Source organism: Lelliottia sp. 489 (genome assembly GCF_050435885.1).
In the GTDB taxonomy this organism is placed as follows: Bacteria; Pseudomonadota; Gammaproteobacteria; order Enterobacterales; family Enterobacteriaceae; genus Enterobacter; species Enterobacter nimipressuralis.
The window spans coordinates 350,726-371,149 of sequence record NZ_JBNDLC010000001.1 but is presented as its reverse complement, the minus strand read 5'-3'; the positions used below and the strand labels follow the sequence as shown (position 1 = coordinate 371,149).

Annotated in this window: 19 protein-coding genes; 8 read left to right on the top strand and 11 right to left on the bottom strand. The window is 56.3% G+C overall.

The window, feature by feature from the left end:
* Window positions 1-302: 302 nt before the first annotated feature.
* From ydgH to folM, 3 genes are all read left to right on the top strand, one after another.
* Window positions 303-1,247, top strand: a complete 945-nt coding sequence (gene ydgH / locus ABIE11_RS01915; protein WP_100780349.1) for a DUF1471 family protein YdgH — start codon at window positions 303-305, stop codon at window positions 1,245-1,247.
* Window positions 1,248-1,431: 184 nt separating this feature from the next.
* Window positions 1,432-2,814 (top strand): amino acid permease, encoded by a 1,383-nt coding sequence (locus ABIE11_RS01910; RefSeq protein ID WP_100780351.1) that lies wholly within the window; start codon window positions 1,432-1,434, stop codon window positions 2,812-2,814.
* Window positions 2,815-2,854: 40 nt separating this feature from the next.
* Window positions 2,855-3,577, top strand: coding sequence for a dihydromonapterin reductase (folM, locus tag ABIE11_RS01905; protein WP_100780352.1), 723 nt, complete (start codon window positions 2,855-2,857; stop codon window positions 3,575-3,577).
* Here folM and ABIE11_RS01900 read toward each other — a convergent pair.
* Window positions 3,574-3,909, bottom strand: a complete 336-nt coding sequence (locus tag ABIE11_RS01900; protein ID WP_102103591.1) for a GlpM family protein — start codon at window positions 3,907-3,909, stop codon at window positions 3,574-3,576. The genes folM and ABIE11_RS01900 overlap by 4 nt on opposite strands.
* A 127-nt stretch (window positions 3,910-4,036) precedes the next feature.
* Between ABIE11_RS01900 and rstA the strand changes: the two genes are divergently transcribed.
* On the top strand, window positions 4,037-4,753 hold the full coding sequence (rstA, locus tag ABIE11_RS01895) for a two-component system response regulator RstA (RefSeq protein WP_429183744.1): 717 nt from the start codon (window positions 4,037-4,039) through the stop codon (window positions 4,751-4,753).
* Here rstA and ABIE11_RS01890 read toward each other — a convergent pair.
* Both ABIE11_RS01890 and ABIE11_RS01885 read right to left on the bottom strand, forming a co-directional pair.
* Window positions 4,720-5,373: a CatB-related O-acetyltransferase gene (locus ABIE11_RS01890; protein WP_102103590.1), complete on the bottom strand. Its 654-nt coding sequence runs from the start codon at window positions 5,371-5,373 to the stop codon at window positions 4,720-4,722. The genes rstA and ABIE11_RS01890 overlap by 34 nt on opposite strands.
* A gap of 606 nt (window positions 5,374-5,979) precedes the next feature.
* A complete protein-coding gene (locus tag ABIE11_RS01885; protein WP_100780891.1) occupies window positions 5,980-6,153 on the bottom strand; it encodes a GnsA/GnsB family addiction module toxin in 174 nt (57 codons plus the stop codon).
* A 274-nt stretch (window positions 6,154-6,427) separates the two neighbouring features.
* Here ABIE11_RS01885 and rstB point away from each other — a divergent pair, with 274 nt between their 5' ends.
* A complete protein-coding gene (rstB, locus tag ABIE11_RS01880; protein ID WP_429183741.1) occupies window positions 6,428-7,726 on the top strand; it encodes a two-component system sensor histidine kinase RstB in 1,299 nt (432 codons plus the stop codon).
* Between the two features lie 5 nt (window positions 7,727-7,731).
* Here rstB and nikR read toward each other — a convergent pair whose 3' ends face one another.
* From nikR to nikA, 6 genes are read right to left on the bottom strand one after another with little or no spacing between them, the layout of a single operon-like run.
* Window positions 7,732-8,133, bottom strand: coding sequence for a nickel-responsive transcriptional regulator NikR (gene nikR / locus ABIE11_RS01875; protein WP_100780361.1), 402 nt, complete (start codon window positions 8,131-8,133; stop codon window positions 7,732-7,734).
* Window positions 8,134-8,144: 11 nt separating this feature from the next.
* On the bottom strand, window positions 8,145-8,921 hold the full coding sequence (gene nikE / locus ABIE11_RS01870) for a nickel import ATP-binding protein NikE (protein ID WP_429183739.1): 777 nt from the start codon (window positions 8,919-8,921) through the stop codon (window positions 8,145-8,147).
* On the bottom strand, window positions 8,918-9,682 hold the full coding sequence (gene nikD, locus ABIE11_RS01865) for a nickel import ATP-binding protein NikD (RefSeq protein ID WP_429183737.1): 765 nt from the start codon (window positions 9,680-9,682) through the stop codon (window positions 8,918-8,920). Before nikD ends, nikE begins: the two co-directional genes overlap by 4 nt.
* Window positions 9,682-10,515 (bottom strand): nickel ABC transporter permease subunit NikC, encoded by an 834-nt coding sequence (gene nikC / locus ABIE11_RS01860; RefSeq protein ID WP_100780364.1) that lies wholly within the window; start codon window positions 10,513-10,515, stop codon window positions 9,682-9,684. The genes nikD and nikC overlap by 1 nt, the downstream gene beginning before the upstream one ends.
* Window positions 10,512-11,456 carry a nickel ABC transporter permease subunit NikB gene (gene nikB, locus ABIE11_RS01855; RefSeq protein WP_429183735.1) on the bottom strand — a complete coding sequence of 315 codons (945 nt, stop codon included), beginning with the start codon at window positions 11,454-11,456 and terminating at the stop codon, window positions 10,512-10,514. The genes nikC and nikB overlap by 4 nt, the downstream gene beginning before the upstream one ends.
* A complete protein-coding gene (nikA, locus tag ABIE11_RS01850) occupies window positions 11,456-13,027 on the bottom strand; it encodes a nickel ABC transporter substrate-binding protein (protein ID WP_429183733.1) in 1,572 nt (523 codons plus the stop codon). Before nikA ends, nikB begins: the two co-directional genes overlap by 1 nt.
* Before the next feature lie 239 nt (window positions 13,028-13,266).
* Here nikA and tus point away from each other — a divergent pair, with 239 nt between their 5' ends.
* Complete coding sequence (tus, locus tag ABIE11_RS01845; RefSeq protein WP_429183731.1) at window positions 13,267-14,196, top strand: DNA replication terminus site-binding protein; 930 nt, start codon at window positions 13,267-13,269, stop codon at window positions 14,194-14,196.
* Here the strand turns inward: tus and fumC are convergent, their stop codons facing one another.
* Both fumC and fumA read right to left on the bottom strand, forming a co-directional pair.
* Window positions 14,197-15,591, bottom strand: coding sequence for a class II fumarate hydratase (gene fumC, locus ABIE11_RS01840; RefSeq protein WP_102103583.1), 1,395 nt, complete (start codon window positions 15,589-15,591; stop codon window positions 14,197-14,199).
* Between the two features lie 146 nt (window positions 15,592-15,737).
* Window positions 15,738-17,384, bottom strand: a complete 1,647-nt coding sequence (fumA, locus tag ABIE11_RS01835; RefSeq protein ID WP_429183729.1) for a class I fumarate hydratase FumA — start codon at window positions 17,382-17,384, stop codon at window positions 15,738-15,740.
* Window positions 17,385-17,584: 200 nt separating this feature from the next.
* Between fumA and manA the strand changes: the two genes are divergently transcribed.
* Entirely contained in the window at window positions 17,585-18,760 is a 1,176-nt protein-coding gene (manA, locus tag ABIE11_RS01830) for a mannose-6-phosphate isomerase (protein WP_429183727.1), read from the top strand.
* An 85-nt stretch (window positions 18,761-18,845) separates the two neighbouring features.
* A complete protein-coding gene (locus ABIE11_RS01825) occupies window positions 18,846-20,372 on the top strand; it encodes a YdgA family protein (protein ID WP_429184258.1) in 1,527 nt (508 codons plus the stop codon).
* Window positions 20,373-20,424 lie beyond the last annotated feature (52 nt).

Here is a 20,424-nt window from a genome sequence, read left to right as displayed (position 1 = left end):
TATTTTCATCGCCAGGGCCGATAAATAGCTCAAGCGAAGCGGTAAAACATGATATAGCGCCGTATTAGAACAACCCATTAACATTAAATTAACTTGTAAAAGTCATATGCTTAATCAGTTTTACTGCTCAAACGCTTGTTTACTCGACATATCAGTAAATGTTATCGAATTTGATCCTGTCGTGAGCACAGGGAGTGAAAAATCGCGCAGACAGCGACGGGTTTTAAATGCCATAATCGGCGACGAATTCAAATTAACAACAACACCAGTACCTGGTTTGCGCAAGGCGAAGGATTATTTTTATGAAGCTTAAGAACACTCTCCTGGCGTCCGCACTCCTTTCTGCGATCGCCCTGTCCGCTAACGCCGCGACAGAGTTAACGCCGGAGCAAGCGGCAGCGTTGAAACCTTATGATCGTGTGACGGTTACCGGTCGTTTTAACGCCATTAGCGATGCAGTGCGAGCAGCGTCACTTCGCGCTGATAAAGAGGGTGCCGCCTCTTTTTATGTCGTTGATACATCTGATTACGGTAGTGGCGGCAACCTGCGCGTCGTGGTCGATCTCTACAAGCAAGATGCGAAAAAAGCGGATGCGCCGAAAAACCGCGTTATTAATGGCGTGATGGAGTTGCCAAAGGATCAGGCGATTGCGCTTGAGCCGTATGACACCGTGACCGTCCAGGGCTTCTACCGCAGCCAGCCTGAAGTGAACGATGCCATCACCAAAGCCGCGAAGGCGAAAGGGGCTGCCTCTTTCTATATCGTGCGCCAGATTGACGCTAACCAGGGCGGCAACCAGCGTATCACCGCTTTCCTGTACAAAGCCGATGCCAAAAAACGCGTTCTGCAAAGCCCGGATGTGATCCCGGCGGATTCTGAAGCCGGTCGCGCAGCGCTGGCGAAAGGCGGCGAAGAAGCGAAGAAAGTGGAAATCCCGGGCGTGGCAACCACCGCGACCCCAAGTGCTGACGTCGGTCGTTTCTTTGAAACTCAGACCACCAAGGGCGGCCGTTACACTGTCACCCTGCCGGACGGCACCAAAATTGAAGAGCTGAACAAAGCCACTGCCGCGCAGATGGTGCCTTTCGATAGCGTCAAATTCACCGGTAACTACGGCAACATGACCGAAGTCTCCTACCAGGTGGCGAAGCGTGCAGCGAAGAAAGGTGCGAAGTATTACCACATCACCCGCCAGTGGCAGGAACGTGGTAACAACGTGACCATCAGCGCAGACCTGTACAAGTAAATCAGCAGGTGTGAAAAGGCGGCGCAATGCCGCCTTTTTTGTAACTTTTCTCTAATTTCTGCCTCACATCATTGCATGCCTGCAAGACACTCCGTAAAATCCCGCGCCTTAGTGTGATCCACCATTTTTATGCGCTTGTGCGAAATAATTATTCTGGATTTGGACCTTTCATAACAGGAAGCCAATGGAAAAGAAACTTGGCCTGAGCGCTTTAACTGCGCTCGTTTTAAGCTCCATGCTGGGTGCAGGCGTATTCAGTTTGCCGCAGAATATGGCGGAAGTCGCCAGTCCCGCGGCGTTGCTCATCGGCTGGGGGATCACCGGTGTCGGGATCCTGCTGCTGGCCTTTGCCATGTTATTGCTCACGCGCATCCGCCCGGATCTGGACGGCGGAATATTCACCTACGCCCGCGAGGGGTTCGGCGAGCTGATCGGCTTCTGCTCGGCCTGGGGCTACTGGCTCTGCGCGGTGATCGCCAATGTCTCCTATCTGGTGATCGTCTTCTCGGCCCTGAGTTTCTTTACCGATACGCCTGAACTGCGCTTCTTTGGCGACGGCAATACCTGGCAATCGATCGTCGGGGCGTCGGTGCTGCTGTGGTTAGTTCACTGGCTGGTGCTGCGCGGCGTGCAGACGGCGGCGAGCATTAACCTGGTGGCGACGCTGGCTAAGCTGGTTCCACTGGGCCTGTTTATCGTGCTGGCGTTTATCGCGTTTCGTCTTGATGTTTTCAGCCTCGATTTCAGCGGTGTCGCGCTTGGCGTACCGGTCTGGGAGCAGGTGAAAAACACCATGCTTATCACCCTGTGGGTGTTTATCGGCGTCGAAGGCGCGGTGGTGGTCTCCGCGCGCGCCCGTAATAAGCGCGACGTAGGCCGTGCCACGCTGCTGGCGGTACTGGCTGCGCTGAGCGTCTATCTGCTGGTGACGCTGCTCTCTATCGGCGTGGTGGCGCGCCCTGAGCTGGCTGAGATGCGTAACCCGTCGATGGCGGGTCTGATGGTCAGAATGATGGGGTCCTGGGGTGACGTGGTGATTGCGGCTGGGCTGATTGTTTCGGTCTGCGGCGCTTACCTGAGCTGGACCATTATGGCGGCAGAAGTGCCCTTCCTGGCCGCGACGCATAAGGCTTTCCCGCGCCTGTTTGCGCGTCAGAACAAAAACAGCGCACCCTCGGCATCCCTGTGGCTGACCAACATCAGCGTGCAGGTCTGTCTGGTGCTGATCTGGCTCACAGGTTCTGACTATAACACCCTGCTGACCATTGCCTCCGAGATGATTCTGGTACCCTATTTCTTAGTCGGGGCTTATCTGTTAAAAATAGCCAGCCGCCCGGCACATTACATGGTCGGTGTTGGCGCTTGTCTCTACGGATTATGGTTACTCTATGCCTCAGGCCCTATGCATCTGCTGCTCTCTGTGGTGCTGTATGCGCCGGGCCTGCTGGTGTTTATCTACGCTCGCCGCACGCATCAGTTAGGTCACGCGCTTAAGCGTCGTGAAATGGCGTTGATTGGCATGTTACTGGTTGCTGCCGTACCGGCAACGTGGATGTTGATGGGATAAGCGCGATTTTTCCCATCGTTGAACTCTCAAGGAAAATACGATGGGAAATGCACCGCAACGCCCGATTCTGATTACTGGCGCTGGCCGACGCATCGGCCTCGCCCTTGCTCACCATTTTCTTAGCCAGCATCAGCCGGTGATCGTCAGTTACCGAACAGAATACGACGCTATTGAAGGATTGAGAAAAGCCGGTGCTGTCTGCATCCAGGCAGATTTTGCCACCGACGATGGGATTCTGGCGTTTGCCGACAAGGTAAAATCAACCACCGACGGTCTGCGCGCCATCGTGCATAACGCCAGCGCCTGGCTGGCGGAAACCCCGGAAACCTCGCTGAGCGAAACCCTCGCGGCGATGATGCAGATCCACGTCCACGCCCCCTATTTGCTCAACCACGCCCTGCAGGATTTGCTGTGCGGGCACGGTCACGCCGCGAGCGATATTATTCATTTCACCGACTATGTGGTGGAGCGCGGAAGCGACAAACATATCGCCTATGCGGCGAGTAAAGCGGCGCTGGACAACATGACGCGCTCGTTCGCCCGCAAGCTCGCGCCAGAGGTCAAGGTGAATGCTATCGCCCCGTCGCTGATTATGTTTAACGACCATGATGATGCGGAATACCGCCAAAAAGCGCTCAATAAATCACTGATGAAAATCGCGCCGGGCGAGAAAGAGGTGATCGATCTTATCGACTATCTGCTGACCAGCCGCTACGTCACAGGGCGCTCTTTTGGCGTAGATGGCGGCCGCCCGCTGAATTAGTGAAAACGGCTCCAGAAGAAGATCAACACCCAGGCGCTGAGGCTCCAGCATACTACCGCCCCGCCCAGCGCCAGGGGTAAGCGCATCATGGCCGTGAAATACCACAGCGACAGAAGATAGATAAAATAGGGAATGATGGACCACATGCCAAAAACGATGGTGGTGCGCAGCGCGTCAATGCCACGCTCTGACGCCACGATATAGTGGGCAATGAGCGCAAAGGTCGGGAATAACGGAATCAGCCCGGCGATATAGTAATTTTTCGTCTTCGCTAAAATGCCAATCAGCACCACGACCAACGCACCCAGCGCGGCTTTGATTAAGAGCGCCATTCTTTTCCCTTAACAATCAACTAACAATACCGGTCAGAATAACGGAACTCGGGTTAATTTAGAAAGATTAATGGAAGGTTAAGGTTACGCGGTGTATGTTGGCTTTTTTCACGAAAACAGACGTTGTATGAATAAGATCGTTTTTGTTGAGGACGAACCCGAAGTCGGCCAGCTGATTGCCGCCTATCTGGGAAAACACGATATGGACGTTATCGTTGAGCCGCGTGGTGACCGCGCTGAAGAGGTGGTGCTGCGCGAGAAACCGGACCTGGTCCTGCTCGACATCATGCTGCCCGGCAAAGACGGGATGACCGTGTGCCGCGATCTGCGCGCGCAATGGGACGGCCCGATAGTGCTGCTCACCTCCCTCGACAGCGACATGAACCATATTCTGTCGCTTGAGATGGGCGCGAACGATTATATTCTCAAAACCACGCCGCCTGCGGTGCTGCTGGCCCGTCTGCGCCTGCATCTACGCCAGCGCGTTGCGACGGAAAACCAGACAGCCTCTGCCGCACTCACGCCCCACAAAGCCATGCGCTTTGGCACCCTTTCGATCGATCCCGTTAACCGCCAGGTGCTGCTTTCCGGGGTAGATATCGCGCTGTCGACCGCCGATTTTGACCTGCTATGGGAACTGGCCACCCATGCCGGGCAAATTATGGACCGTGATGCGCTGCTGAAAAACCTGCGCGGCGTCAGTTACAACGGTATGGACCGCAGCGTCGACGTCGCCATCTCACGGCTGCGTAAAAAGCTGCTGGATAACGCCACCGAGCCGTACCGCATCAAAACTGTGCGTAACAAAGGCTATTTGTTTGCGCCGCATGCCTGGGAAACCTGATAACCCGACACACCCCGTTCGAGCGCTGAAATATCCCCGGACGACAACAGCGGCTGCAGTTCCATCAGCGTCTCTTCCGGCAGCTGATACAGATTCAGCGCCAGCAGCCGCGCAATATCCTCTTCCGGTAGTCGATATTTCAGTATTTTTGCCGGATTGCCACCGACCACGGCGTACGGCGGCACGTCCTTGGTCACAACGGCTCCCGCCGCGACCACAGCCCCTTCGCCGATGGTGACGCCAGGCATGATCATGGCCCGCATTCCCAGCCAGCATCCATCCTGCAGCACCGTATCCCCACGCGGCTGATAGGCCTCTTTGATGGACTCCATAAACGGATAAAGGCTGAGCCAGTCCAGACGATGAGTGCTGTTCCCGCCCATCAGAATCACACACTCCGCACCGATACAGACAAAATTACCGATGAAGAGTTGGTCCAGTTCGCCGAGCGGTTCCCAGTTTCTGCTTACCTCATCGCCGAGCAGATACCGCACCACCGAGCGCTCAAAACCCTTGTCCCAGCAGTCGCTGTAATAACTGTGCGTGCCTTTGATGTGAATATTGGGGTTCGTCACCGTCTGGTGAAGATATTCCGTCCTCGACCAATGTTTATCTGACATGTTTGACATCCTTTTCTGATGATATGAATGGGCTGATTATGCGCGATGGCGCTGTAACCGACTATCAACCACCCGCTACACAACGGAAATAAAAAACCGCCCGTAGGCGGTTAGTAGCAAGCTACCTGAGCGGTGGATCAACATCATCAGGTATGATGGGGTCAACGGGGTCAGTATCACCCGGCAGAGGATCATCTACCGGTACAGGATCAACCCAATCTCGACGTTCAGTCACATTAACCTCCGACGAACGGTGTGTCAGGCACAGCCTGAGTCACTACTTTTTGCTTTTCTGCGGGCTCTTATCGTTGTCTTTCGGCGTATTATCCGGTTTTTTCGGCGTGTCTTTGTTGACTTGCGTAGAATAGTTTTTCACGGCTTACTCCAGTAGGGTATGCAGCCATTCACTGCAAACTAAGTATAGGTCGGTGACCTCAATAAGCCATGCGAAGCGGCACTTCAGGCGGGTTCTGGCCCCTTCAAAAATCCCCCGCGTGGAGGGCGTTGATAAAAAAAAGCCACCCGCCGAAAGCAAGCAGCTTAACTGTTATCTGTGATGTGATGATGCTAAAAAGCGAGGAATAGCAAAGTCATGTCGCGTGGTCATCAGAGAAGATTGATCTTTACCTCGTAACCTTCCAGACCGGTCATTGTTTCACGCTCAGTAAAATCTATGCCAGACACCTCTTTCCCGGTTTTTTTCCGAAGCTCTATGATTTTCTTTGAGATAAGTGCAGAAATCTCTTCCTCGGCTTTTCTTTTAAGATCATCAGCAGTCATAATTTCACCTCTTCTGTCCATCTACAGTGTCATAGGGTAAATATGAGGCCCATCCCTGACAGTTTCAAGTAACTCTATAAAAATTATAGACTATTCTGGTCGAGTTTTGCGCGTCATCGTATTTGGACCACGCCATGCGTTTGTATGTTGTCAGCCGGGGCAAACCCTGCTTTCATAGCCACTTACCTGGGGCATTGATGAACACAACACTGCCGCCCTAGTGCCCCAAAGGTAAAATCAGTTCGCTAACTCATTGTGTTAATGGTGTGATTTCATGAAAAAGCTGTTTGTGCAGTTTTATCTTTTGCTGTTTGTCTGTTTTCTGGTGATGACCATGCTGGTCGGGCTGGTTTACAAATTCACCGCCGAGCGCGCGGGCAGGCAGTCGCTTGATGACCTGATGAAAAGCTCGCTCTATCTGATGCGCAGCGAATTACGTGAAATCCCCCCGCACGACTGGGCGCGAACGCTGAAAGAGCTGGATCTGAATCTGTCGTTTAATATGCGCATCGAGCCGCTCAAGAACTACAATTTAGACCCCCAGACCACGCAGCGCCTGCGCGATGGCGATATCGTGGCATTAGACGATCAGTACACCTTTATTCAGCGTATTCCGCGCAGCCATTACGTGCTGGCGGTTGGCCCGGTTCCTTATCTCTATTTTTTACATCAGATGCGCCTGCTGGATATCGCGCTGCTGGCGTTCATCGCCATCTCGCTGGCCTTTCCGGTATTAATCTGGATGCGGCCCCACTGGCAGGATATGTTGCGTCTGGAAGCGGCGGCCCAGCGTTTTGGCGACGGTCACTTTACCGAGCGCATCCACTTTGACAGCACATCCAGCTTCGAGCGCCTGGGCGTGGCCTTTAACCAGATGGCCGATAACATCAATGCGCTGATCGCCAGTAAAAAAGCGCTGATTGACGGCATCGCCCACGAACTGCGCACGCCGCTGGTGCGTCTGCGTTATCGCCTGGAGATGAGCGAAAACCTGACGGAAGCGGAATCCCTGGCGCTCAATCGCGATATTGGCCAGCTGGAAGCGTTGATCGAAGAGCTGCTCACCTATGCCCGTCTGGATCGCCCGCAGAATGAGCTTAAGCTCAGCTCACCCGATCTGTCGGCGTGGATACGCAGCCATATTGACGATGTGCAGAGCGTGAATCCGCAGCGCAGTTTGCTGCTCGATAACAGCCCCGGTGATTACGGCGCGCTGGATATGCGTCTGATGGAGCGCGTGCTGGATAACCTGGTAAATAACGCCCTGCGCTACAGCGAAAGCAGGCTTCGCATCAGCCTGCATCTGAACGGCAGCGAAGCCAATTTAGCGGTGGAAGACGATGGCCCTGGTATCGCCGCCGCCGAGCGTGAACGGGTGTTTGAACCCTTTGTGCGTCTGGACCCCAGCCGCGACCGCGCCACCGGCGGCTGCGGGCTGGGGCTGGCGATTGTCCACTCTATCGCTCAGGCGATGGGCGGGCGCGTCAGCTGCGACGAAAGCGATCTCGGCGGCGCGAAATTCTGCTTTAGCTGGCCGATCTATCACCACATCACCCTGCCTGTCACGGCCTGATGGCGTTACTTCTCATCAGGTAACGCCTGTAAATGCCCATGCCGCACGCCGCGCTGGGCAATCACATCATCGGCGAAATGCTGAATGTCTCCCATATCGCCTTTTAACACCGCGATCTCCAGACAATCTTCGTGGCTAACATGGACATGCAGCGTAGCGACAGAAAGATCGTGGTGATGGTGCTGCGTCGAGACCAAACGCCGGGCCAGATCGCGTTTCTCATGCTCATACACGTAAGAAAGTACCGCGAATCCCTGCCTGCCGTGCTCCTGGGTGGTTTCCTGCGCCAGCGTGCCGCGCAAAATATCACGGATGGCCTCTGAGCGGTTATTGTAACTACGGCGCTGACTAAGACTGTCTAGCATCTCCAGCAAATCATCATCAAGCGTAATTGTGACACGTTGCATCTGATGTAACCTCAAAGTCTGGCGCGACGGCGCACGGGAAAGGCGGGAAGAACCGCGTTTTGCAGTGTTTGTCCGGCAGCGGACGCAAAGGTTAATCGCTCACCGACGGTTTGCGTCTCCACGATGTTCCCCGCGTCCATCACCATGACCCGGTCGCAAAAGCGCTCGACCAGGCGTAAATCGTGAGTGATAAACAGGCAGGCAGTACCGAACTGCTGCTGGAGTTTTTTGAGCAGGCGAATCACGTTCGCCTGCAGCACCAGATCGAGATTCGACACGGCTTCATCGAGAATCAACAGCCTTGGTTCAACGGCCAGCGCCCGTGCCAGGCATACGCGCTGAAGCTGGCCGCCGCTTAGCTGCGGCGGGCGCTGAGTGAGTAGCGTGTCATCCAGCTCGACCGCCCGCAGCAACTCACGGGCGCGGGCCATCTGCTCTGCTTTAGACAGAGACAAAAGATGGCGCATCGGTTCACGCAGAATTTCACTCACCGTTTTACGCGGATTCACCGCGCTGATGGCATCCTGAAACACCATCTGAATTTCACGGCGAAACGCTTTTTTCCGGGAGCGGTTGAGCTGCGAAAGCGGCGCGCCCTGCCAGAGCACGTCGCCCTGGCTCGGGGATTCCAGCCCTACCAGCAGGCGCGCAAGCGTACTTTTCCCGCAGCCGCTGCGGCCCAGTAGCGCCACGGTTTCTCCGGTTTTCAGACTCATGGCGACGTTGCTCAGCACCCACTCTGAGCGGGCGTATTGATGTGAAAGCGCAGAAACAGAAAGCAGTGTCATTGGGTCAACTCCATGCCATACAGGGCCAGATGCGCCGACACCAGCCCGCGCGTCACCGGATGCTGTGGCGCCCGAAACAGCGTCTCAACGTCGCCCTGCTCAACGATGACGCCGTTATCCATCACCGCCACGTCATCCGCGAGGCGCGCCACGACGCCCATATCGTGCGTCACCAGCAGCATACCGGGCGCGCGGGTGTGCATGATGTCATCCAGCAGATCCAGAATGCACGACTGGGCCACGGCATCGAGATCGGTGGTCGGCTCGTCGGCGATGATAAACGGCGCGTCACACAGCACGGCCATGGCGATCATCATCCGTTGCAACATGCCGCCGCTCATCTCGAAGGGATAGAGCTTCAGCACGCGTTCCGCCTCGTCCAGCCCGACGGCCTTTAATGCGGCGATAAGCGCGGTGTCATCGGAATTTTTACCCAGCGCCTGACAGGTCTCCCTGGCGTGGGTAGCCATGGTATGCAGCGGATTAAAGGCGCTGCGCGGGTTTTGCATAATGGTCGCGATCTTAATCCCCCGCAGGGAGGCTGGCGCTACCGTCTCGCCGTCGGCCAGAATCCGTCCTGCCGTCTGACGCACACCGGCAGGCAATACGCCGAGCGCGGCAGCACAGGTCAGGGATTTCCCGCTGCCGCTACCCCCCACCAGCGACAGCACCCGCCCGCGTTTGAGCGTCAGCGAGACGCCGTTGACTAACGTGCGATCCGCCTCGAGCACGATATTCTGCAAATCAATCTGCTTTGGCATCAGTGGGCATGCTCCGTGACCAGATGAGGATCGAGGTGATCGCGCAGGGCGTCACCCACCAGATTAAACGCCATCACGCTGATAAACAGCGCCAGCCCCGGCCAGAACATCTGCAACGGCTGCGTCCAGATATACTGACGTGCATCGTTAATCATCACACCCCACTCGGGCGTCGGGGCCGTCACGCCCAGTCCGAGAAATGACATCCCCGCGACGTGCAGCATCATATGACCGATATCAAGCGTCGCCAGCACCAGCAGTGACGGCAGCGCCGCCCCTGTCAGGTGGTCGACAAAAATACGCACATGCCCGGCCCCCGACAGGCGCGACGCAAGGACAAACTCCCGCTGACGCAGCGCGATCACCAGGCTGCGCACCATCCGCGCGTACCAGGCCCAGTGGGAAAGCGCGATGGCGATGATGACGTTAGTCAGCCCCGTCCCCAGCACACCCACGAGGAAGAACGACAAAATCGAGGTTGGAAAGGTCATGAACATATCTGCGATGCGCATGGTGAACTGATCCACGCGCCCGCCAAGCAGCCCGGCCGCCCCGCCGATGGTCATTCCCAGAATCAGCACCAGCAGCAGACAGGCCATCACCGATCCCAGAGAGACGCGCGTTGCCGCCAGCAGACGCGAAAAGATATCGCGCCCCAGATGGTCGGTGCCGAGCCAGTGCTGGCTGTCGGGTGACAGAAGCCGCGACGGCAGATCAATCGCCTGCGGATCGTACGGCAGCCACCACTGGCTGGTGAGGGCAATCGCCGCCAGCAGGGCAATCATCATCATCGCCAGCCGGACAGGCCAGCGTGCAGAACGGTAAAAATTCACGCGTGCGCTCCTTCATGACGACGAATACGCGGGTCAAGCGCTGCATTCAACACATCCACCGCCAGATTGCAGAAAACAAAAACCACCACCATGATCAGCGTAAAACACTGAATGACCGGATAGTCGCGGTTAAAAATCGCCGAGACGGCGTAACGCCCTACGCCCGGCCAGGCGAAGATGTTCTCGATGATCATCGTCCCGCCGATCAGCTCGCCGATGTGCATTCCCACCGCCGTGATCATCGGCAGTGAGGCATTGCGCAAAATATGGCGGCGCTCGGTCTGTTTATGGCTCAGGCCGCGCAGACGCGCCCAGGTGACGTGCCGCTGCCCGGCGACATCCAGCATGCTGGCGCGCAGCAGCCGGGCGTTAATCGCCAGCGACATAAAAGCTATCGACACGGCGGGCAGAATCAGATGCTGCCAGTCGCCATAGCCCATCGCCGGGAGCCATTTGAGATAAACCGAAAAGAACATCACCAGCAAAAATGCCAGCCAGAAATTGGGCATAGAGACGCCCAGGAAAGAGATCACCCGGACGATGAAATCCGGCAGCCGATCGCGATGACGCGCGGCCCAAATACCCAGAGGCACGGAGGTAAACAGGATCAGCACCAGCGCCGCACCGGCCAGCAGCAGCGTTGCGGGCAGAAAGTGCATAACGTCGTCCAGCACCGGGCGCTGGGTGGCGAAAGAGATGCCAAAATCCAGGTGCAACGCCCGCCACAGCCAGGTGCCGTACTGCACGATTAACGGCTGATCCAGGCCAAGCATCACGCGGGTAGAGGCCACCATCTCCGGCGTGGGCGGCAGATTAGAGAGACGCAGATAATCCAGCGCCGGATCGCCGGTGCCGAGTCTCAGCATCAGAAAGATAATCACCGAGGCGGCGAACACCATCGGGATCAGCAGCAGTATGCGCCGTAATATATAGCGCCACATCAGGGTTTCACCGGCTGGATAAGTTCAAATGGAATGTCGGACGCAATGGGCGCAAACGGGATCACCCCAAGTTCAGGCTTCGCCACCACCATCATCGACACATAGCTAATCGGCAGATAGACCGCGTCGTTATGCAGTCGGGTCAAAATATCGCGGTACAACGCCTGACGCTGAGGTTCATCGCGGGTGGAAAGCACTTCGCCAATCTCTTTATCAATGACGGGCTTATCTGCGAGCCCCAGCTGCGCCTGATAATCGGCGTGGGACGGCACGCGCATCGAGCTCATAAAGGCATGCGGATCGTAAGGCGCGCCCCAGGTGCGGTTGAAAATCATGCCGAATCGACCGTCGCGCTGGCGGGCGTAGATACTGCTCTCCTCTTCCCCCACCAGCGCCACATCGACGCCCACCTGACGCATATCAGCCTGAATGATTTCCGCCATCGATTTGCTCAGGGCGTCGGTGCCGATATAGGCGAGTTCTACCCGCAACGGCTGACCATTTTTCTCGCGGATGGCTTTTCCGCTCACAGTCTTCCAGCCCGCCTGTTCCAGCAGCGTTGTAGCCTGCTTTGGATCGTACTCGCGCGGCTTGAGACCGATGTTTGCATAAGGCACTGACGGTGCGAACAGCGTGTCCGCCACTTTTTGCGTACCGTACAGGGCGTTATCGATCAGGGATTTTTTGTTCACCGCATAGTTCAGCGCTTCGCGCACCGCCAGATCGTCCGTCGGCGCTTTGGAGGAGTTCAGCGCCAGCATGACCGTTTCAACGGGCTGGGAAAGCTGGGTGTGGTATTGTGGGCTTTGGCTGAAGCGGGCGAAGGTATCGAGAGGCAGCAGCCCTTCGTTACCATACAGCAGGTCAATATCACCTGTTTCAAACGCCACGGCGCGAGTCGTCGGGTCCGGAATCACCTTCACGGTGATCTGCCGGATGGCGGGCTTTTTACCCCAGTAGCGATCGTTGCGCACCAGCACGTCAACCTGGTTAAGCCTGGATTCTTTCAGCACCCACGGTCCGGTTCCGATTGGCGCGTTAATGCCGTTCATCGTTTCATTATTTTTAAACTGCGACGGGGCGATAAAGCGGAAAGGACGCGGCAGCGCGAGCTCCTGTAAGAACGGGTAATAGGCGCTTTTCAGGGTGATTTGCAGCTCAGAGTCGCTCAGGGCTTTAACATCCGTGATCTGCCGGGCCAGCTCCAGCCAGGCGTGGCGCTGGCGGTTATCGAGCACAGTGCGGAAGTTCTCGGCGGCGGCCTGCGCGTTAAAAGGTTCGCCGTTTGAAAACGTGACACCGTCACGAAGCGTGAATACCCAGGTTTTGCCATCCGCCGTGTGGGTCCAGCTTTTCGCAAGCCAGGGTATGACCGAACCATCGGCCTTATACTTCACCAGCGGTTCGTAGACCATGCTCTGAGCGAACATTTGATTGGGTGTATAAAGATGGGGATTGAGCGGTCCTACATTGACGGGCCACGCTGTTGTCAGTTCGTCGGGGGCGGCTGCCTGTACGAAGAACGACGCGCACGCCAGCAGCGCGCAGACAATACGGCCAGGTCTGGACAAGGATTGCCTCTTACCATTTAGGGGTAGATAAAACGTGTGACGATTTTAGGTTTTCATCATACTTTTTACCTGTTCTGGATCAACCGAGGGGCCGCAAGAGACGGGAAGTATACAAATTTCGTATATTTAACCCTCAATTGATAAGCATCCTTTGTCTCTGCCAGACCCATTCCGCACCGTAGCCTGACCCGGCGCACTGTGCTATATAATAAGTATGTTGTAACTACTGCGAGCATTTTATGGCGAACTACGATCTTCTCGAGCGGCTGAACTCCACCTTTCACCAGATAGAACACGAACTGATGAGCCTGAGCGAACGGCTAAAAACCTGTCGGCTGCTGGCCGCGCGGGTTTTCACCCTGCCGGACGTGGTGAAAGGCGCAGAGCACGATCCGCTGGATGTGATTGAGGTGAAGCAACATATCGGCAAGGAGGCGCTGGAACTGACGCTGGCGCACTATCGCCATCTGTTTATTCAGCAGCAGTCAGAAAACCGCAGCAGTAAAGCCGCCGTGCGCCTGCCGGGGGTGATCTGTCTTCAGTGCGACACGTCCCTGCGCGAACAGCTTGAAAGCCAGATTGCGCACATTAATACCCTCAAAGCCGCGTTTGAGAAGATCGTAACCGAAGAGTCGGGTCTGGCCCCTGCCGCGCGCTTTGAGTGGGTGCATCGCCAGTTGCCGGGCCTGATTACCCTCAATGCCTACCGCACGCTGACGCTGCTGCGTCATCCGGCGACCCTGCGCTTTGGCTGGGCGAACAAACATATCATCAAAAATTTCACCCGCAATGAGGTGCTGTCGCTGCTGGAGAAGAGCCTGAAATCGCCGCGCACCATGGCGCCCTGGTCACGCGAACAGTGGATTGAGCGGTTAGAGCAGGAGTACGAGAATATTGCCGCGCTGCCTGCCGATGCGCGCCTTAAAATCAAACGTCCGGTGAAGGTGCAGCCGATTGCACGCGTCTGGTATGCGGGAGAACAAAAGCAGGTGCAGTACGCCTGCCCGACGCCGCTGATTGCCCTGTACGATGCAGACCAGGGGGCGATGGTGCCAGACATTGGCGAACTGCTGAATTACGATGCGGACAATATTCAGCATCGTTATAAACCTCAGGCGCAGCCGCTGCGCTTGATCATTCCACGGCTGCACCTGTATGTGGCGGAGTGATTACTTCAGGCTGCCTACCATCTCTTCCGGGCGCACCCAGGTATCAAACTCCGCCTCCGTCAGATAGCCCAGCGCCAGCGCTGAGGCTTTCAGCGTCAGCCCCTCTTTGTGCGCTTTTTTGGCGATTTCAGCCGCTTTGTCGTAGCCGATATGCGTGTTGAGCGCGGTGACCAGCATCAGCGACTCATTCAGTAGCTGGCTGATACGGTCACGGTTCGGCTCGATGCCCGTCGCACAGTGCTCGTTGAAGCTCTCCATGCCGTCCGCCAGCAGGCGCACCGATTGCAGGAAGTTATGGATCACCATCGGGCGATAGACGTTCAGCTCAAAGTTGCCTGACGCCCCGCCGAGATTCACCGCGACGTCGTTGCCGATCACCTGACAGCAGAGCATGGTCATGGCTTCGCACTGAGTCGGGTTCACTTTGCCCGGCATGATGGAGCTGCCCGGCTCGTTTTCCGGAATACTGATTTCACCGATCCCGCAGCGCGGCCCGGAGGCCAGCCAGCGCACGTCGTTGGCGATTTTCATCAGCGAGGCCGCCAGCCCTTTCAGCGCACCGTGGGCGTGGACCAGCGCATCGCAGGTGCCGAGCGCTTCGAATTTATTCGGCGCGGTCACAAACGGCTGCCCGGTAATCGCGGCCAGCTCTTTCGCCACGCGCACGGCATATTCCGGATGGGTGTTCAGCCCCGTCCCCACCGCCGTACCGCCCAGCGCCAGCTCCGAGAGGTGCGGCAGACTGTGGTCGATATGCTTGAGGTTGTGTTCCAGCATCGCCACCCAGCCGGAGATCTCCTGCCCGAGGGTCAGCGGCGTGGCGTCCTGCAGATGGGTACGACCAATTTTGACGATGTCAGCGAACGCCTGCGATTTTGCCGTCAGGGTCTGGGTCAGCACTTTCAGCTGCGGAATGAGATGCTCGCGCAGGCCGATGATTGCCGCCACGTGCATCGCGGTCGGGAATACATCGTTAGAACTTTGGCTTTTATTGACGTCATCGTTCGGGTGTACTTTGCGCTCCATCCCGCGTACGCCGCCCAGCAGTTCGCTCGCGCGGTTCGCCAGCACCTCGTTCATGTTCATGTTGCTTTGGGTGCCGGAGCCGGTCTGCCAGATGGCAAGGGGGAATTCGTCCGGGTGTTTATCGGCCAGCACTTCGTCGGCGGCACTGATGATAGCGGTGGCTTTTTCAGCGGACAGCAGACCCAGATCCTGGTTGACCTTCGCGGCTGCGCGTTTGGTGAGCGCCAGGGCGTGGATCAGAGAAACGGGCATTTTCTCCGTCGAGATGCGGAAATGTTCCAGCGAGCGCTGAGTTTGCGCGCCCCATAGCTTGTCAGCCGGGACGTCGATTGCGCCCATGGAATCTTTCTCGCGGCGTTGCGTTGTCATTACTTTCTCCTTGATAACAATGAAATGGGGGACATTGCTCACATGCTGGATTAAGTATTGTTTGCTTCAGGAAAACGGTATGGCGCTTTGTGCGCTCTTGTGGTGAGTCATGCCGGGTGAAGCGAAACCGCCACCCGGCACAAAAACTACTTAACGCACGCTGAACACTGGGACGACTGGATCTGCTTGAAGAAGTCGTTGCCCTTGTCATCCACGAGGATAAACGCAGGGAAATCTTCCACTTCAATTTTCCAGATGGCTTCCATCCCCAGTTCCGGATATTCCACGCACTCCAGGCTCTTAATACTGCCCTGTGCCAGCACCGCTGCCGGGCCGCCGATGCTGCCGAGATAGAATCCGCCGTGTTTGTGGCAGGCATCCGTCACCTGCTGGCTGCGGTTGCCTTTGGCCAGCATGATCATGCTCCCGCCGTTGGCCTGCAGCTGATCCACGTAGGAGTCCATGCGCCCTGCCGTTGTCGGGCCGAGTGAACCAGAGGCATAACCTTCCGGGGTTTTCGCCGGGCCTGCGTAGTAGATCGGGTGATCTTTCACGTACTGCGGCAGACCTTCGCCCTTGTCCAGACGCTCCTGCAATTTCGCGTGAGCGATGTCACGGCCAACGATAATGGTGCCGTTCAGCGACAGACGCGTGGAGACCGGATATTGCGACAGCTGGGCCAGGATTTCGCTCATCGGACGGTTGAGATCGACATGCACCGCTTCACCTTCACCGGCCTGACGCAACTCCTGCGGAATGTATTTCCCCGGATTGTTTTCCAGTTTTTCGATCCAGATACCGTCGCGGTTGATCTTCGCTTTGATATTGCGATCTGCAGAGCAGGAGACGCCCATCCCGACCGGACAAGACGCACCGTGGCGCGGCAGACGGATGACGCGGATATCGTGAGCAAAATATTTGCCGCCGAACTGTGCGCCTAAGCCTAAGTTCTGCGCTTCTGTCAGCAATTCCTGTTCGAGCTGCACGTCACGGAATGCCTGACCGTGTTCGTTCCCTTCCGTTGGCAGGCCGTCATAGTATTTGGTCGATGCCAGTTTAACGGTTTTCAGGGTGCTCTCCGCCGACGTCCCGCCGATAACAAACGCGATGTGGTACGGCGGACAGGCTGCCGTGCCAAGTGTGCGCATCTTCTCGACCAGGTAATTTTTCAGCTTGCCCGGCGAAAGCAGCGCTTTGGTTTCCTGGTACAGATAGGTTTTGTTCGCGGAGCCGCCGCCTTTGGCGATGCACAGGAATTTGTACTCGTCGCCATCGACGCTGTAGAGGTCGATCTGCGCCGGCAGGTTAGTGCCGGTATTGACCTCTTTATACATATCCAGCGCCGCGTTTTGCGAATAACGCAGGTTATCTTCGATGTAAGTGTTGTAGACCCCGTGCGCCAGCGCCGCTTCGTCACCGCCGCCGGTCCAGACGCGCTGGCCTTTTTTACCGGTGATGATCGCCGTGCCCGTGTCCTGACAGGTCGGCAGAATGCCTTTCGCGGCAATATCGGAGTTACGCAGGAACTGCAGCGCGACATATTTGTCGTTTTCGCTGGCCTGCGGATCGCTCAGGATATCGGCAACCTGCTGCTGATGCGCGGGGCGCAGCATAAAGGAGGCATCGTGGAAGGCGTGCTGCACCAGTAAGGTCAGCGCCTGCGGGTCAACTTTGAGGATCTCCTGCCCTTCGAATTCGGAGACAGAGACGTGATCGGATGTTAACAGATAGTATTCGGTCTGATCCTTTGCCAGCGGGAAAGGATCTTGATAATGAAAGGGTTTGTTCGACATTGTTCTCTCACTTACTGCTTCGGTCTGGTTATTTAAGAGCAGATGTTCCGCTGCCCTGCTTAAAAGCGAGTTTGCTTATCCTACACAATTTTTTAACAAAAACTGAGACTAGTACGACTTTTTACATGCGCAGGTTACTTCCGGGCGGTTTATTGCTTTAATACGCGAAGATAATTCCACATTTGAAACAGGGCTTGATAATGCAAAAACTCATCAACTCAGTGCAGAACTATGCCTGGGGAAGTCAAACTGCGTTAACGGATCTCTACGGTATCGCCAATCCTGACAACCTGCCGATGGCAGAGCTGTGGATGGGCGCGCATCCGAAGAGCAGCTCAAAAATTGAAGACGCCAGCGGCCAGGTACGCGCTCTGCGCGAGGTGATCGACGCGGACAAAGCGACGCTCCTGGGCGATGCCGTCGCGCAGCGTTTCGGCGAACTGCCGTTCCTGTTCAAGGTGCTTTGCGCCGCGCAGCCGCTCTCCATTCAGGTGCACCCGAACAAGAAAGCGTCTGAAATAGGTTTTGAGAAAGAGAATAAAGCCGGTATCCCACTGGATGCCGCCGAACGTAACTACAAAGATCCGAACCATAAGCCAGAGCTGGTGTTCGCGTTAACGCCATTCCTGGCGATGAACGCCTTCCGCGAGTTCTCGGAGATTGTTTCGCTGCTGCAGCCGGTCGCGGGCGCCCATCATGCTATTGCCCATTTCCTCGAAAACCCGGACGCCGCAGGCTTAAGCCAGCTGTTTGCCAGCCTGCTGAATATGCAGGATGACGAAAAATCCCACGCGCTGGCGGTGCTGAAAGCCGCTCTCAACAACCAGCAGGGTGAACCCTGGCAGACCATTCGCCTGATTTCTGAGTTCTACCCGAACGACAGCGGCCTCTTCTCTCCGCTGCTGCTGAACGTGGTGAAACTGAATCCGGGCGAAGCGATGTTCCTGTTTGCGGAAACCCCGCATGCGTATCTGCAGGGCGTGGCGCTGGAAGTGATGGCGAACTCCGATAACGTACTTCGCGCCGGACTGACGCCAAAATATATCGATATCCCGGAACTGGTGGCGAACGTCAAATTTGTCGCCAAACCTGCCGCAGAGCTGCTGACTCAGCCGGTGAAAAACGGCGCAGAGCTGGACTTCCCGATTCCTGTCGACGACTTCGCTTTTGCGCTGCACGACCTGAGCGCGACGGGAACCGCGGTCTCACAGCAGAGTGCGGCAATCCTGTTCTGTGTTGAAGGCGAAGCGGTGCTGAGTAAAGGCGAACAGCGCCTGGTGCTCAAACCTGGTGAGTCAGCGTTTGTCGCGGCGAATGAGTCCCCGATCGCTATCAGCGGAAATGGCCGCCTGGCAAGGGTCTTCAATAAGCTATAAGTTTATCGACTCTCTTGCTAAGCTAGTGGAAGACTTAATCACCAGGCGGTTTTTACCGCCTGGTTTCATTTTATGGACAATCATGATGAAAAAATCGGTTATAGCGGTTGGTGTTGTTGTCGCATTAGGGGTGGTCTGGACGGGCGCCTCCTGGTTTACGGGCAAACAGCTGGAGAGTCGTCTGGCAGAGATGGTGGCGCAGGCTAACAGCGAAATCAAACGCACGGCGCCGGAAGCCGGGCTGGAATTAAGCTATCAGAACTATCAGCGCGGCGTCTTCAAAAGCCATATGCAACTGGTGGTTAAACCCGTTGCGGGCACCGAAAACGGCTGGCTGAAAGACGGTCACAGCGTGGTGCTGGACGAAGTTGTCGATCACGGTCCGTTCCCGCTGGCACAGCTGAAGCATTTCAATCTGATTCCGTCTATGGCGTCGGTAAAAACCACGCTGGTCAACAACGAAGCGTCTAAACCGCTGTTTGAACTGGCGAAAAATGAGTCGCCGTTTGTGGTGGATACACGCATCAGCTACGCCGGCGATACAAGCTCCGATATCGCCCTGAAAGCGCTGAATTATGAAAAAGGCGACGAGAAAGTGGCCTTCAGCGGCGGCGATTTCAAACTCGATGCGGATCGCGACGGTAACGTGTTTACCCTGAGCGGCTCGGCGGAAAGTGGCCTGGTCAACGCAGTTAACGAATACAATCAGAAGGTTCAGCTGACCTTCAATAATCTCAAAGCCGACGGTAATAGCCGTATGACCACCTTTGGCGAGCGCATGGGCGACCAGCAAATCAGCCTGGGTAAAATGGCGATTGCCGTGGAAGGCAAAGAGATGGCCGTTCTGGAAGGGATGGAATTGGTCGGTAAATCCGATCTCTCCAAAGACGGTAAGAGCGTCAACAGCCAGCTGGATTACAGCCTGAATAGCCTCAAAGTGCAGAGCCAGGATCTGGGCTCCAGCAAACTGACCCTGAAACTCGGCAATATCGACGGCCAGGCGTGGCATCAGTTCAGTCAGCAGTATCGTGCGCAAAGCCAGGCGCTGCTGGCCGATAAAGAGCTGATGACCAAAAATCCTGAGCTGTATCAGCAAAAAGCGATGGATGCCCTGTTAAGCAACCTGCCGTTGCTGCTGAAAGGCGAGCCGGTGATCACGATCGCCCCACTGAGCTGGAAAAACAGCAAAGGCGAAACCAACTTCAACCTGTCCCTGTTCCTGAAAGATCCGGCCACCGCGACCGGTGAAGCGCAGACGCTGGCGCAGGAAGTGGATCGCAGCGTGAAATCCATCGACAGCAAACTGACCATCCCGATGGATATGGCGACCGAGTTTATGACCCAGATTGCGAAGCTCGAAGGCTATAACGACGCCGATGCGGCTAAGCTCGCCAGCCAGCAGGTGAAAGGCATGGCGGCCATGGGCCAGATGTTCCGCATCACCACGCTTGAAGACAACGTGATTAGCACCAGCCTGCAGTATGCGAATGGTCAGGTGACGTTAAACGGTCAGAAAATGCCGCTGGAAGACTTTGTCGGTATGTTTGGTATGCCAACGCTTGGGATGCCGGCACCGGCTGAACCTGCGGCTCCAGCAGTACCGCAGCAGTAATACAGGTATCGCCCGGTCGTTGTTCGCCGGGCATTTGCCTATCCGCCGGGTG

Excerpts from the sequence above, each read along its gene's own strand:
- ydgH (WP_100780349.1), top strand. The coding sequence starts at position 303 with ATGAAGCTTAAGAACACTCTCCTGGCGTCCGCACTCCTTTCTGCGATC.
- ABIE11_RS01910 (WP_100780351.1), top strand. The coding sequence starts at position 1,432 with ATGGAAAAGAAACTTGGCCTGAGCGCTTTAACTGCGCTCGTTTTAAGC.
- folM (WP_100780352.1), top strand. The coding sequence starts at position 2,855 with ATGGGAAATGCACCGCAACGCCCGATTCTGATTACTGGCGCTGGCCGA.
- ABIE11_RS01900 (WP_102103591.1), bottom strand. The coding sequence starts at position 3,909 with ATGGCGCTCTTAATCAAAGCCGCGCTGGGTGCGTTGGTCGTGGTGCTG.
- rstA (WP_429183744.1), top strand. The coding sequence starts at position 4,037 with ATGAATAAGATCGTTTTTGTTGAGGACGAACCCGAAGTCGGCCAGCTG.
- ABIE11_RS01890 (WP_102103590.1), bottom strand. The coding sequence starts at position 5,373 with ATGTCAGATAAACATTGGTCGAGGACGGAATATCTTCACCAGACGGTG.
- ABIE11_RS01885 (WP_100780891.1), bottom strand. The coding sequence starts at position 6,153 with ATGACTGCTGATGATCTTAAAAGAAAAGCCGAGGAAGAGATTTCTGCA.
- rstB (WP_429183741.1), top strand. The coding sequence starts at position 6,428 with ATGAAAAAGCTGTTTGTGCAGTTTTATCTTTTGCTGTTTGTCTGTTTT.
- nikR (WP_100780361.1), bottom strand. The coding sequence starts at position 8,133 with ATGCAACGTGTCACAATTACGCTTGATGATGATTTGCTGGAGATGCTA.
- nikE (WP_429183739.1), bottom strand. The coding sequence starts at position 8,921 with ATGACACTGCTTTCTGTTTCTGCGCTTTCACATCAATACGCCCGCTCA.
- nikD (WP_429183737.1), bottom strand. The coding sequence starts at position 9,682 with ATGCCAAAGCAGATTGATTTGCAGAATATCGTGCTCGAGGCGGATCGC.
- nikB (WP_429183735.1), bottom strand. The coding sequence starts at position 11,456 with ATGTGGCGCTATATATTACGGCGCATACTGCTGCTGATCCCGATGGTG.
- tus (WP_429183731.1), top strand. The coding sequence starts at position 13,267 with ATGGCGAACTACGATCTTCTCGAGCGGCTGAACTCCACCTTTCACCAG.
- fumC (WP_102103583.1), bottom strand. The coding sequence starts at position 15,591 with ATGACAACGCAACGCCGCGAGAAAGATTCCATGGGCGCAATCGACGTC.
- fumA (WP_429183729.1), bottom strand. The coding sequence starts at position 17,384 with ATGTCGAACAAACCCTTTCATTATCAAGATCCTTTCCCGCTGGCAAAG.
- manA (WP_429183727.1), top strand. The coding sequence starts at position 17,585 with ATGCAAAAACTCATCAACTCAGTGCAGAACTATGCCTGGGGAAGTCAA.
- ABIE11_RS01825 (WP_429184258.1), top strand. The coding sequence starts at position 18,846 with ATGAAAAAATCGGTTATAGCGGTTGGTGTTGTTGTCGCATTAGGGGTG.